15 protein-coding genes and 1 pseudogene are annotated in these 13,957 nt (G+C 33.3%); 2 read left to right on the top strand and 14 right to left on the bottom strand.

Annotation, left to right across the window (positions count from 1 at the left end):
• Positions 1-132: 132 nt before the first annotated feature.
• Positions 133-975, bottom strand: coding sequence for a polysaccharide deacetylase family protein (locus AC3WVA_RS16300; RefSeq protein WP_492322034.1), 843 nt, complete (start codon positions 973-975; stop codon positions 133-135).
• Between the two features lie 219 nt (positions 976-1,194).
• Between AC3WVA_RS16300 and satA the strand changes: the two genes are divergently transcribed.
• Positions 1,195-1,746 carry a streptothricin N-acetyltransferase SatA gene (gene satA / locus AC3WVA_RS16295; RefSeq protein ID WP_098346750.1) on the top strand — a complete coding sequence of 184 codons (552 nt, stop codon included), beginning with the start codon at positions 1,195-1,197 and terminating at the stop codon, positions 1,744-1,746.
• Between the two features lie 98 nt (positions 1,747-1,844).
• Here satA and menA read toward each other — a convergent pair whose 3' ends face one another.
• The 4 genes from menA to AC3WVA_RS16275 all read right to left on the bottom strand — a co-directional run bounded on the left by menA (position 1,845) and on the right by AC3WVA_RS16275 (position 5,685).
• Positions 1,845-2,756 (bottom strand): 1,4-dihydroxy-2-naphthoate polyprenyltransferase, encoded by a 912-nt coding sequence (gene menA / locus AC3WVA_RS16290; protein ID WP_088316211.1) that lies wholly within the window; start codon positions 2,754-2,756, stop codon positions 1,845-1,847.
• Between the two features lie 364 nt (positions 2,757-3,120).
• Positions 3,121-3,396 carry a hypothetical protein gene (locus AC3WVA_RS16285; protein ID WP_001176332.1) on the bottom strand — a complete coding sequence of 92 codons (276 nt, stop codon included), beginning with the start codon at positions 3,394-3,396 and terminating at the stop codon, positions 3,121-3,123.
• A gap of 241 nt (positions 3,397-3,637) precedes the next feature.
• Complete coding sequence (locus AC3WVA_RS16280; protein WP_492322033.1) at positions 3,638-4,522, bottom strand: alpha/beta hydrolase; 885 nt, start codon at positions 4,520-4,522, stop codon at positions 3,638-3,640.
• A 167-nt stretch (positions 4,523-4,689) separates the two neighbouring features.
• Positions 4,690-5,685: a CgeB family protein gene (locus tag AC3WVA_RS16275; protein WP_098346755.1), complete on the bottom strand. Its 996-nt coding sequence runs from the start codon at positions 5,683-5,685 to the stop codon at positions 4,690-4,692.
• A 346-nt stretch (positions 5,686-6,031) separates the two neighbouring features.
• Here AC3WVA_RS16275 and AC3WVA_RS16270 point away from each other — a divergent pair.
• A pseudogene (locus AC3WVA_RS16270) lies at positions 6,032-6,313 on the top strand (ATP-binding cassette domain-containing protein); the annotation flags it as partial.
• A gap of 74 nt (positions 6,314-6,387) precedes the next feature.
• On the opposite strand, the gene mntA reads toward AC3WVA_RS16270, so the two are convergent.
• The 9 genes from mntA to AC3WVA_RS16225 all read right to left on the bottom strand — a co-directional run bounded on the left by mntA (position 6,388) and on the right by AC3WVA_RS16225 (position 13,922).
• Positions 6,388-7,323 (bottom strand): manganese ABC transporter substrate-binding protein/adhesin MntA, encoded by a 936-nt coding sequence (gene mntA, locus AC3WVA_RS16265; RefSeq protein WP_098346756.1) that lies wholly within the window; start codon positions 7,321-7,323, stop codon positions 6,388-6,390.
• A 17-nt stretch (positions 7,324-7,340) separates the two neighbouring features.
• Positions 7,341-8,207, bottom strand: coding sequence for a metal ABC transporter permease (locus AC3WVA_RS16260; protein WP_048525430.1), 867 nt, complete (start codon positions 8,205-8,207; stop codon positions 7,341-7,343).
• Positions 8,204-8,953 (bottom strand): metal ABC transporter ATP-binding protein, encoded by a 750-nt coding sequence (locus tag AC3WVA_RS16255; protein WP_000343002.1) that lies wholly within the window; start codon positions 8,951-8,953, stop codon positions 8,204-8,206. The genes AC3WVA_RS16260 and AC3WVA_RS16255 overlap by 4 nt, the downstream gene beginning before the upstream one ends.
• Positions 8,954-9,325: 372 nt before the next feature.
• Positions 9,326-9,925, bottom strand: coding sequence for a DJ-1/PfpI family protein (locus AC3WVA_RS16250; protein WP_098521655.1), 600 nt, complete (start codon positions 9,923-9,925; stop codon positions 9,326-9,328).
• Between the two features lie 52 nt (positions 9,926-9,977).
• A complete protein-coding gene (locus AC3WVA_RS16245; protein ID WP_492322032.1) occupies positions 9,978-10,961 on the bottom strand; it encodes a phosphotransferase enzyme family protein in 984 nt (327 codons plus the stop codon).
• Between the two features lie 59 nt (positions 10,962-11,020).
• Positions 11,021-11,851 carry a GNAT family N-acetyltransferase gene (locus AC3WVA_RS16240; protein ID WP_492322031.1) on the bottom strand — a complete coding sequence of 277 codons (831 nt, stop codon included), beginning with the start codon at positions 11,849-11,851 and terminating at the stop codon, positions 11,021-11,023.
• A 144-nt stretch (positions 11,852-11,995) separates the two neighbouring features.
• The gene (gene arsC, locus AC3WVA_RS16235) at positions 11,996-12,400 is read right to left on the bottom strand and encodes an arsenate reductase (thioredoxin) (RefSeq protein ID WP_098521658.1); all 405 of its coding nucleotides are present in this window, start codon (positions 12,398-12,400) and stop codon (positions 11,996-11,998) included.
• 25 nt (positions 12,401-12,425) lie between these two features.
• Positions 12,426-13,466: an ACR3 family arsenite efflux transporter gene (gene arsB, locus AC3WVA_RS16230; protein WP_098521659.1), complete on the bottom strand. Its 1,041-nt coding sequence runs from the start codon at positions 13,464-13,466 to the stop codon at positions 12,426-12,428.
• A gap of 18 nt (positions 13,467-13,484) precedes the next feature.
• The gene (locus AC3WVA_RS16225) at positions 13,485-13,922 is read right to left on the bottom strand and encodes an ArsI/CadI family heavy metal resistance metalloenzyme (protein ID WP_098346762.1); all 438 of its coding nucleotides are present in this window, start codon (positions 13,920-13,922) and stop codon (positions 13,485-13,487) included.
• Between the last annotated feature and the right edge of the window lie 35 nt (positions 13,923-13,957).

Raw genomic sequence — 13,957 nt, 5'->3', positions numbered from 1 at the left:
AGAATTTGAATATAAAAAATACCCCGATTGTTAGAATGTGCTTAACAATCGGGGTACACTTCATGGAAATCGACTTTGTATTAGTTATTGTTTTAGTAATAAAAACACCTTTTTAAAATAACTATATTTATACTATAGACGTTGATCTTTTTGGAAGTTTAAACGAAAATGATCCTCATCACTATATACCCCAAATTCATAGCCTTGCTCTTTATAAAATTTAATAATTTCAGGAAGAGCTTGTAAGGTTTGCGCCTTTTCATGCATTAAAACAACTTCTACTTCTTCTGTTGTTTGTTTCTTTACATTTTCGATAATCTGAGTTGGATTATCTTTTAATTTCCAATCATTTGAGTCTATTGTCCAATCCCAAACTTTTATTGCTGCTTCTACAATTTGATTACGAATTTCCTCACCCTTTAATCCTGGGGCAGATCCATATGGCGGACGAACTAGTTTAGGAGTTGTACCCGTAATATTATGGATAAGAGCTAACGTTTCTTTCATCTCCGGTACAAATTGTCCTTTTTTGTATAGCTTATCACTGTTATGTGTCATACTATGAGCACCAATATAATGTCCTTCTTTTACCGCTCTTTTTACATTTTCCTGAAAACCTGTATTTTGTAAATTGCTACCTTGCATAAAAAATGTTGAGGCAACATTTTGTTCTTTTAGTACATCTAAAAATTTCCCAGTTAATTCGCTAGGACCATCATCGAATGTTAAATACACAACCTTTCCTACCGGTTTTCCATCAGGTCTTTTCTGTTTTACTGGTGGCGTTTCTTTTTTCTTTTCTTGTTGTTGCGTACTAACTTGATTACTACTCTCATTAGCTACTCCCTTCGCTGGAGTAGAGTTCCATTTCCCAATTAAAAAGAATGTGAAAAAGATCGTTGCTAAAACAACTCCTAAAGATATGATTGCTTTCGTTATTACACTTGTTTTTTTCTTACTTTGCGATTCTTTCATTATTTTTCGATCCTTTCCCTATTAATTTTCATATTCATTATTTATAAAGTTGAATCTTTCAGTTTCAACCGGTGTTTACAATAAATAGATTAATAGAGATGGATAAAGATAAAATGCAGAGATAGCCTTACTATTGAAATACTATTATAATTTTGTAATTGGAATGAATTTGAATCACATAAAGAACCAGAGAAAATAATATGATTTGGAGGTATCACGATGAGCCTTTTAATTAGAGAGTTAAAAACAAATGATTTAGACAATCTCCCGGAGATTGATGACAGTTTTATAGTGAATGCTCGGTTAATTCTTTCTCTTTCAAAAGTAAATAGACGAATAGAATATACAGTAGAAGACGTTCCGAGTTATGAAAAAAGTTATTTACAAAATGATAATGAAGAAGTGGCGTACAATGAATATATAAATAATCTTAATCAAGTAATTTACATAGCACTGTTACATAACCAAATCATCGGATTAATAGTATTGAAAAAGAATTGGAATCACTATGCTTACATAGAAGATATAACGGTGGATAAAAAACATCGTACACTCGGGGTTGGTAAAAGATTAATTGAACAAGCAAAGCAATGGGCAAAAGAAGGCAACATGCCCGGTATCATGCTTGAAACGCAAAATAATAATGTTGCTGCGTGTAAGTTCTATGAAAAATGTGGATTTGTAATAGGTGGATTTGATTTTCTTGTTTATAAAGGTTTGGATATGACAAGTGATGAAGTTGCAATTTATTGGTATTTTCACTTCGAATGAAAATGTTCTTAACGTTAAACAAACTCAAAATAAAGACCCCAATCTCTCTACATTAAAATTGAGAAATTGGGGTTAAGTTATTTAACAATATTTTTTATTTACAACAAGTAACTAATTAATAATCCTGCTGATAATAAGAAGCCGAAAATCGTATTTGTCATCGCTGTTGATTTCATGGCGATGCGCATATAACCGGGATCCTTTGCTCCTTTTTGGAAACTTTGAATAGCAGAGATTGGCTTTCTCAAACCTAGGAACATAACTAATGCCCAAGGGCTTATATAACCCATTAATACAATTACGGCAATCCATAAATAAGCAATGAAAAAGGCTACCGCTAGTGTTACTATTGCTTTTTCTCTCCCAAGGAGGATTACTAATGTCTTTCTTCCACCTTTAATATCTTCTTCGATATCTCGGATGTTATTCGACATGTTGATTGCACCGACTAAAATTCCAATTGGAATGGAAATCAATACACTTTCAATTGTGATCGTATTCGTTTGAATAAAGAAAGCGATGAGTACAAAACATGTCCCCATTAACAATCCAGAAACTAATTCTCCAAATGGAGTGTACGCAATTGGTAATGGACCACCTGTATATAAATAGCCAACCGCCATCCCAATTAAACCGATGACGACTAACCACCAGCTGCTATTCATACAAATATAAACTCCAATAATTGCTGCTACTACATACAATAAAAGTGCAACTGTTAACACGTTTTTTGGTTTCAATCCGTGACGGACAATTCCACCACCGATACCAACAGAATCAGCGGTATCTAATCCACGTTTGAAATCATAGTACTCATTAAATAAATTCGTTGCTATTTGCAATGCTAAACATGCAACCATCATCGCAATAAATAAAAGCCAATGAATGTCTGTAACATAAAGTGATGCTACTGTTCCTAAAATTACAGGAGAAAACGTCGCCGTTAATGTATGCGGGCGCGTCATCTTCCATATTAATTTAGCGGAACTAATTTCTTTTTCATTCCCCATAACTCTGTTCAATCTCCCTACTTTAAGTATAAATTACTAGCAGTTTCTTTCTATCTATTTCCTGCCACGCATCTATTATAGCAAAAAAAGAATTGATGATAGAACTGTAATGCTCTTGCTTACACCATAAATTTGCATCAAAATATATTTTTTCTAATATGGGGGTACCCCTAATACCCCAGAAGAAAAAGAAGAGTTTGAATCCTTTAACGTACAGGACGTTCCATATATCATTGTAAAAGATCATGAAAATAACATTCAAAAATTAATTCTTGGATTCAGCACTCAATCGTTAGAAGAAGCTATTTTATAATAATCATCCAAAAAAGAAACGAACATATATGTTCGTTTCTTTTTTTGGTGCTTAATGCTCAAGAAAACTTATAACCGCATAAGTATATAGAACGACTAGAGCAAAGGCACATATTCCCATAATTATAATCGCTAGTGCGCTTTTCTCTTGTCTAAACCCTATAATTCCAAGAATAAATGCACTCAACATTGTTACCTTAAGCATTGTAGAAAGGTTGGGAATTGAATATCCACTCAACCAGGTAGAGAAACTTACAATTACAGAAAAAGAGAACAAAGTTAGAACAATAGATAATATATTAATGTGCTTCCCATACTTCAGTTGCATTTCGCTAGCCTCTTTTCATTAGTGAATAATAGTTAGGTGAATATATTTTTATTTTATTCTAAATTTTCTTGAAAATCCACAACAAAAAGAAGAGGTTGTCCCAAAAAGTCACTGAATAGTTACTTTTTTAGCAACCTCTTTTCTTTATTTTTTACTTTCCTCTAGTTTAGAGATACTTGTTTCTTTTTCAGGTAACGTATCAAAAAAAATCCGTTGCTCAAATTCGAACAACGGACCTCCTTTATATGAACCAATGTAAAACATCCTCGGCAATCTCTTCCGGTCTATCCCAATGCATTAGGTGCCCTGTATCTGTATAAAGCTTAGTCGTAATATCAATATGCTTCCTAAATTCCGCAATCTGTAATTCTCTTATTTCTAAATAATTATTAGGAAGATCGCAATACAACAATAAAATATCGCTTTTAATTTTATGAGGTTTCAATGTTTTATACACCATATATTGAAACTTAATTACACCTCTAGCGGTATCGTCAGTAGCATGCCATTTCACTTTATTATCTTCTTCTCGCATTAAATCATAAACCGCACGTTCTATTAATGGTGACCATCTAGTGTAAACCATTTTTTCTGATTGAATGAATGCTTCTTTACTGTCAAAAATGTATTCATCAAAATCTTTTTCGTAATGGGTGATTTCTTCTTCTAATGATCGCGGTGGACACTCTCCTTCTTTCGCATCTTTATATAGCTCCGCAAAATAATTTGCATTCATTTTACCATGATGATAACCACCATCTAGCAAAACCATTTTATTCACTTTTTCTGTACATTCTGCTGCATAGTGAAGCGCAACGCTTGCTCCCCATGAATGCGCTACTATATGAAATGTTTCTTTTCCTATCTTCTCAAGTAATGCTACTACCCAATTTATTAAATGAGATGCACTGTAATCTTCATCCTTCCCAAAACTTGGTGTTTTCCCATGTCCAGGTAGATCAAACGATACAATATGATATTTATACTGTAAAAGCTGCGCTAATTCTATAAAACTTAATTTTGTACTTCCTAAACCATGAAAACAAATGATTTGAGGATTACTTTTATCCCCCCATTCACAAACACTTGCTTCATATTCGCCAAATTCTACAAAAAAGTGATTCATTTTTAATCTCCTCTAATTATTAGATATAAATTAGTTTGAATGTAAAATTGTTTTTTTAGAATAAATAAATTCAACAAAATTATCCAAATTCCTTTTTCACAAATGATTTTTATAGAATACGAGATTTAGAAAGCACCAACCACCTATCATTTAAGTTAATGGTTAGACTACATCTTCACGTCTATGAAATTAATATAGTTTAATAGTTGTACTATACGTTTATCATATGTGTGATTTTTCAAAGTTCTATTCAGCCCATTTTTTGCTATTCTTTTTCTTTCTTGTACATGTTCCAAATAATACTCCGCTTTTTGTATAAACTCCCGTGCACTATTAAAAGTCTCTATTTCAACACCTAGTATGTAATGCTTTGCTACATCTGGTCGTATATCAGTTAATTGAAAAGAACCTACGGCATTAATTTCAAACGTTCTATTATTTACTGAATAGGCTTGGATATTTGCAGCATTACAATTCAATTCTTTATCATTTGGTGAACGGTGTAAATTTATATTAATTTTAGTAGCTACGTAATATTGCAATGCATCCTCATACTTCGTAAGTGGCAAGACATGTATTTTATCCTTTAATCTTTCATAATTCTTTAACTTCTCCCAACCGAACCCCACAATTTTTATATTTTTTCCTGCTAAATACTCTGAAATAGAATCAACAAAGGTAAGTCTATTTTCAAATGCTGTGCCTATAAAACTAAGATCATACTTATATGTATCTTCTTTCTGAGAAGGTTTAAACACATCTTGATTTGCTGCTAACGGCAGATGAAATACATTGTTACATCCCAACCCTCTATAAAATTTGATACAATTTAAATCTTGCGTAAATATGTAATCATAGTACGGCACAAGATGTTGTGTTACATCCGTATAATACGGATCATCTGTCAGCCAAAGTCCAGTAGTAAAACCTGCATTCTTTATTACTGGCATGACACTAATAATTCCCTCGTTTAAACCACCGAGTACCAAAATAAAATCCGGTTTCATTTTTAATGCGGTTTCTATCGCTCGTTCTGGGTTTACCATAATTGTATTACTGTTCACCTTTTGTAAACTATTCAAAATTGCTTCTTCGATCATTGGATAATAAAAAGGAATGCCTGATTGAATAAATAAAATTTTCTTAGGCGTATTATCTTTCATGTCATCTCCCCTATTTCTACATAATCAAAGTGCACAAAAATTAGCAGTCTTTATTCATTTTTATGACATCTTATTTTACATGTATAAGCAACGTTTATGTCCATTATGTTGAACTTCCCTCATTTCACAGGCTAACGATCATACTTTCTTTATTCATATCCCTATCATGATATATCTATAATTTTTTATTACTTATACAACTTCATACAAGAAAAAACAAAGTTATTTTTCTCCTTTTATTATCAGTTACACCATTTCGTAATAAAAAGTTGCGCTTTTTACTCATGCTTCTATATATATCAAAAGATACACTTTATATATAAATAGACGAAAAGGAGTAAATCAAATGAATGCATTAGTATCTGCAAGGAATGTAACAAAGATTTACAACAAAAACCAATTACCTGGACTTAATAAAGTTTCATTTGATATTAAAGCGGGCGAATTTGTAGGTATCATGGGGGCCTCTGGATCTGGAAAAACGACTTTATTAAATATTTTATCCACTATCGATACACCTACAGATGGCGATGTTTTTATAAACGGGGTCAATATCCAAACGCTTAACAATAATAAATCTGCTGATTTTAGGAAGGATTATTTAGGTTTTATTTTTCAGGAGTATTATAAAAGAAAGAGCCAATTCACATGAGTTGGCTCTTTCTTATCGTATAAAATTTCAATAGTTACACTAGCTAGATTTTATTTCTGTAACCCATTAATAATGGTATCTATATTCCATTTCATCATTTTCAAGTAAGTATCTCCATCCTCACCTGTTTTACCTAGTGAGTCTGTAAAAATTGTACCTGCAATTGGTACGTTTGTTTCTTTTGAAACAGTTTCCATACTACGTCGATCTACACTTGTTTCGACAAATAAAGCAGGAACTTTGTTTGTTTGAATTAAACTTACAACATCTCGAATTTGATCTGGTGTACCTTGATTTTCTGAGTTTATTTCCCAAATGTATCCCGTCTTAATACCATATGCTTTTCCAAAATATTTAAAAGCACCTTCACTAGAGATTAAGAAACGTTTTTCTTCAGGGATTTGATGAATTCTGTTTACCGTCTCATCATGTAATTTTTGAAGTTCTGCTACATACTTATCGGCATTTTTAGTATATAACTCTTTATTTTTAGGATCTTCTTTAATTAATGCTTTCTTCACATTTTCAGCGTATACAATACCATTTTTAATATTCATCCAAGCATGTGGGTCTGGTTCTTTTTCCAATCCTTTTGTTTCTAAATAAATAGCTTCTACACCTTCACTTACTTTATAAACCGGTGCATCTTTCTCTGATTTATTTGCCGTTTTCAATAGTTTTTTAAACCATGCGCCGCCCTCTTCAAGGTTTAGCCCATTGTAAAACACCATATCTGCATCTGTCATTTTCATAACATCTTTTGGTAGCGGATCATATTCATGTGGGTTAGCTCCAATTGGAACAAGACTATGAATCTCAACTTTATCTCCACCAATTTGCTTCACCATATCGTATATAATGGAGTATGTAGTTACAACTTTTAATTTCCCACTTTTCTCTTCTTTCCCATTTGTGTTACTAGAACACGCTGTTAATGCAAATACGAAAATACAAATTACCGATAATAAAATATTTTTTAATTTCATCATTATCCTCCAATCAATTATGACAACTCTGCTCTATTTTTTCTAATTTTAATAGCTCTCCAAAACAAACCTTGTGACGGTGAGAAAAAGAATGCCAATGCGAACAAGAATGTTGCAACGAGAACGATTGTTGCACCTGAAGCAAGATTATACGAGAAACTAAAATATAGCCCTACTACAGATGAAAGTGCACCAATGCCTGCCGCTAAGTAAATCATGACCCATAAACGGTTTGTTAATAAATACGCTGTAGCCGCTGGTGTAATAAGCATAGCGACAACTAGAATAATTCCCACAGTTTGAAGTGAAGCAACTGTAACCATTGTAAGTAAAATCATTAAACCGTAATGAATCCATTTGTTCGGCAATCCATAACTTTGCGCCATCGTTGGATCAAAAGTGGATACGAGTAGTTCTTTATAAAACAAAATCACAAGACCAATAATGACAACTCCAATAATAAGTGTCATCCACATATCGGAAGAGCGAACTGATAAAACATTCCCGAATAAAATATGATACAAATCCGAACTACTCTTCATAAAGGTAATTAAAATAATCCCTATAGCGAAAACAGATGTAAACATAATCCCTATCGCCATATCATGTTTAATTCGACTATTTTGACTTACAAATCCGATTCCAACAGCAGTAATAACCCCTGTTAAAACCGCCCCTATAAAATAATTCATACCAATCATATAAGAAAGGGCTACGCCTGGAAGAACAGCATGTGAAATTGCATCTCCCATTAAAGCCATACCTCGTAAAATAATAAAACAGCCAATTACACCGCAAATAACTCCTACCATAACGGAAGTTAATAACGCTTTCTGCAGAAAACCGTACTGCATTAATGCATCTATAAATTCTACAATCTTCATGATGAATGTACCTCCGCTGCATTATTAAACAATATGCCATGATTTACATACGCTTTTGACATAACAGTTGGTTCTAATACTTGCCTTACTTCTCCGTAATGAATTAAGCTCTTATTCAATAATAGTAATTTATCAAAATAGGACTCTGCTTTACTTAGGTCATGATGTACAACAACAATTGTTTTTCCTTCTTTACGTAATTCTCTAAGAATTTTAATAATTGTCTCTTCACTTGTTACATCAATTCCAACAAACGGTTCATCTAAGAAAAATATCTCTGCCTTTTGTGCTAATGCTCTCGCTAAAAAGACACGTTGTTGTTGTCCACCTGAAAGCTCACCAATTTGACGATTTTTAAATTCCTCCATACCGACTTTTTTTAGACATTCAAAAGCCCAATCTCGATGCTCTTTCTTCGGTCTTTTCATCATCCCTAAAGATGGATATGTTCCAATTAGCACCACATCTAAAACTGTGATTGGGAAATCCCAATCTATATCACTCCTTTGCGGTACATATGCAACATGCTTTCTAGCACTTCGAATATCCTCTCCAAGAACTTGAACGTATCCCTTATCATTTGGGATTAAATCTAAAACAGCTTTCATTAAAGTAGATTTCCCCGCACCGTTTGGACCAATAATTCCAACGAGCTTCCCTTTTTCAATATCGAAGGAAACATTTTGAACTACTTGATTCCCTTGATAAGATACAAACAAATCTTTGACAATTATAGCCTCATCCATTTTTTATGCATTCCCCTTTCTTTTTTTCGTTTATAAAAATATTTTGTACTAAGGCAACTTTTAAACAAAAAAATATAACGCCAATGTAAATTCACACTAAAGTTTCCTTAAGGAAACTTTTTTATATGAGTCAAATTATATAAGCTAGATGCAAATTTGTAAACTTAATTTTACTAATTTATAAATATATAATGAAAATAATTATCAATGTGGAACAAAATATATTATCTATTTTATGATTTTAAAAAAAAGATATTACTGTGAAAGACAAGCAATATAGTATAAAAGAGAAAGAACCTACTCGTATGAGTTGGATCTTCCTCTTTTATACTATTTGATACGCTCTACAGCAAAAACATGGTTAAAATTAAATCACTTCCAAACAACACCTCGTAGCTCGTATTCCATTCTATTTTCAACAGCAGCTGCAATTTTGGGACTTGCGAATCTTTCCGTGATCCAAAGTCCTAAGTCAACTCCTGAAGTAACTCCTCTTGCGGTAATCACATTCCCTTGATCCACAATTCTGTAAGGAAGAATCTCTGCTCCATATTCACTCATTTCACTCTGCGCCAAATGATGCATGGTCGCCTTTTTATCATTCAATATACCGGATGCAGCTAGTAACATACCTCCTGTACAAACTCCCGCAACAATCGTTCCTTCGTTGTGCATATCTTTAATCATTTTAGTCAAAGTACCAAGCTCGGCTTCCTTTCGTGCCCCGTGCTCAGCTTTATGATTCCAGCCACCACCAGGTACAATTAATAGATCCGGACGATTATCCATTCGCAAAAAATCATGTAGTTTAACCGTAACTCCAAATGAAGTAGTAACTTCTTGTTTCTGTACACTTGATACGAGTTCAACCGTAAACGGAGCCCCTTCTTCTATTGCTCTTTTCAATACTTCAAAAGGTGCAAAAGAGACAAGCTCTCCAAAACCTTCAAACAATACAATTTGTATTTTCAATTTTTGAACACCTCATATACTTTTTTCTCATCCAAAATTAGAAGAATAAATGTTATCTACAAATTAACAATGACGACAGTCTTTCTCCTCTTCTTTTATAAACTCTCAAATGTTCTACTAATTCACTCTCTTCACCTAATAGACTCGTCGTCTTTTTAACGAAGTTCCAATTTAGACTACCGGATAACCATAATAACGAAGAAAGTCTTTCATAATCATTTGATGTTAAAATGTTACTAGCTCCGTACCCTTTTAAAAATGCCCTAGCAACTTTCGAACATACTACATGTGACTCTATTCCTTCTGTCCGGGAATACCATTTTATTAAAAAAGCTAGTCCTTCAATGCGATCTACATATCCAATCGATTCAAAATCTATAATTCCTCTTACACATTGATTTGAATCCCATATGACATTTAAAGGATTTAAATCAGTTTGTACAATACAATCCAAATCACTCGTATACGCACATTCTATATGGTACTTAGCGAAATCTATATACCCTTTCAATTCCTTACTTGTACAACCCTTATTTTCTAATAGCTTGATAAACTCACCATATCCATCTAAATGAGATTTCTTTTGAAAAGTCGAGCTTTGGAACGTACTAGAAATATCATGTATCTTTCTTGCTTCCTTTCCAAAGACCTCTGCCATTGCTTCTGTACAATGAGTAACATGCTCCCCTTCAATCCAAGTAGACAATACAAACCGGTACTGTTCGCCATTCCAAGTGAGTAATGTAAAGGAATCCCCCGCCATATTCTCCTTAATCTCCATAAACGGAATTCCATGCTCTCGTACATAATACGTAAACCGTACTTGCTCTTTCAATTGTTCATTTGATAACGTCCCAAAGGCTGGATTACTTATTCGATCGCTATTTATAAACCGTGCGGAATATCGTTCTCCATTTACGATAATTTTATAATGCAAATCTGTATGCCAACTGTTCTTATGTAGTTCTTCTTCTACTACTAATGTATGAATTTCTTTAAAATAATTTATTAATACGTCTTTTATTATGTGTTTCATACTATTCTCCTTACATGTAAAAAACTTTTAAGATAAGAGGTTTGTAAAACAAGCCAAACTTACTCAAACGGAAAATAATAACCTACATAATTAAACACATTTGTAAAACCTACATTTTCTACAACGGCCACAGAAGGCTTATTTAACTCCATGCAGTCCCAATATGGAATAATATTATTCTCCAAACATTCTTTTACAAAACTATGAGCTATCGTTTGAGCTAATTTTCTCCCTTGGTGACCTTCTATCGTTTCAATATCTATACAATGTATATTTTCAAAAACGAACCCTGAAAAACATACACTTACAATCATGTTGTCAAAAACCATACAATAGCCTATTCCCTCGTTAAAAAATTCATCAAGTGAGGACCAAAACTCTAAAATTTTTGATTGTAAAAACTCAATATTTTTCAATGGATCTCTTTGATTCTCATAAAGAGTTTTACTCATTTTCAGCACTGTATATCCTTGTTCAATTTTAGGTTCATGATTCCCCACATAATCTTCTTCCTTTAGCGTATACACTCTTTGATTCCAACTCTTTAAATTACGATGGTGAAATATTTTTTCGATTGTTTTATTCCACTTTGAGTGATTACCGATCCCTTCAAAGCAAGTTAGTCCAACCTTTCTAGCCTCAAGTATTATTACATTATCAATAAAGCTATTCATTTCATTATTAAATTTTTCATTTTCAGCATTGCCAATAAAAAAGAAGCCATCATTATTCCCCAACCAAATGAGTCCCGAACTAGGAGAAGTCATGTTATCTACAAATATACGACCAGGATTCACTCCTGCAATTACAGCCTTTACTTCTAATTGTCCTTTTTTATTTAGTAAACTGTTACATTTATAAAAATCATCCTTTTTCAATTCAGAAATCATATGTTATCCCCCCTGAAACTGCTCTATTCTAACTTTACCACCATGACAGAATATTCTCTATTCGTTTTAATATTTGTTTTAAACCAAAGAAGTAGATAATAAAAAAGAGCCAATCCCTATAAAATAGAAGATTGACTCTTTACTTTACTCCCCTGTTTCAGAAAATTGCTTTATACGTTCTCCAATTTCATCGCGAACACGTTGAAATTCAGACCATTCTTTTCCTGCTGGATCATCAAATCCCCAGTGAACACGATTTACGTGCGAAGGTGTCGAAGGACAAACAGAATCTGCATGACTACAAAGGGTAACAACTAAATCAGCGTTATTTAAAATATTTGAATCTATTATATCTGATGTTTGATTCGTTATATCAATATTTACTTCATTCATCGCTTTAATAGCATTTGGATTTACTCCGTGTGCTTCGATTCCTGCAGAATATACATTCCACTTATCACCTAAATATTGTTTGCCCCATGCTTCTGCCATTTGGCTTCGGCATGAATTTCCTGTGCATAAGAAATAGATTGTCTTTTTGTTTTCCATGTTGTTTTCCGCCTTTGTTTTTAAATTATACTGGTTGATCATTAAAATATTTACGCTTAAACCAAAAAGCGACATTTACAAGTGCAATCATTACAGGTACTTCCACTAACGGCCCGATAACAGCTGCAAATGCTGCACCCGAATGAATACCAAACACACCAACTGCTACAGCAATTGCTAGCTCAAAGTTATTACTACCTGCTGTAAATGCTAACGTTGTAGTCACTGGATAGTTTGCACCAATTTTCCTTCCCATAAAAAAAGAAACAAAAAACATCACAATAAAATAAATGAGTAATGGAATTGCTATTCTTACTACATCTAATGGTACGCTAACAATCATTTCCCCTTTTAAAGAGAACATAATGATGATTGTAAATAATAATGCAACTAATGTAAGTGGACTAATCTTCGGTATAAACACCTTTTCATACCACTGTCTTCCCTTTAACTTAACGAATACAAAACGTGTTAACATACCTGCTATAAAAGGAATTCCCAAATAGATAAATACGGATTTCGCTACTTCTCCCATTGTAATATCGACAATAGCCCCTTCAATCCCTAACCATTCTGGAATGACTGTTACAAACACGTATGCATAAACGGAGAAGAATAACATTTGAAATACTGAGTTAAAAGCCACTAAACCTGCCGCATACTCTTTATCCCCATCTGCAAGGTCGTTCCAAACAATAACCATTGCAATACAGCGTGCTAAACCAATCATAATGAGTCCGACCATGTATTCTGGCTTATCAGGAAGAAAAATAATTGCTAAAACAAACATAAGTACAGGTCCAATAATCCAGTTTTGTACTAAAGATAAAACCAATACTTTTACATCTTTAAATACTCGACCCATTTCCTCGTAACGAACCTTTGCTAATGGTGGATACATCATGACAATTAAACCAACAGCAAGCGGGATAGACGTTGTTCCAACTTGTAATGTATTCAGTCCGTCTACTACACTAGGAAATACAAACCCTAAACCAATCCCAACAGCCATAGCTAGAAAAATCCATAGTGTTAAATATCGATCTAGAAAAGATAAACGTTTCATTTTATTTTCCATCTCCTATTAACAACAAGAATTTTGTTCTACTACGTTAGAAGTCGTGCAACAAGATGCCTCTTCTATTTTATGAACATCACTCTGTGCTTTTGTATAAAAGAATTCCCACTCGTTCCCATCAGGATCCGTTACCCAAAACTTATCTTGAACTGCATAGCAACAAGTCGTATCCATCTCATCACGCGCAAAGAAACCTTCTTTTTCTAATCTTTCTTTATGCAATGTAATCTCTTCAGCTGTATCCACTTGGAAACCGAAATGATTTACTTGATTTCCCTTCACCTCATCTCGTACGTTTAGCGTGAAATTAAGTCCTGGCGTCTCTAATAAAAATTTTGCATAATCTACTTTCACCTTAACTGGTGACACACCAAATACCTTTTCGTAGAATTCAATAGACTTCTCTAAATCCGTAACATTTATACCGACATGAACATATCTCATAGCTTATTCCTCCTCTTTATATGTTATTAATCAAT

The sequence above is a fragment of the Bacillus sp. EB106-04-02-XG92 genome, from assembly GCF_058791995.1.
This window is presented reverse-complemented; position numbering and strand designations above follow the sequence as displayed.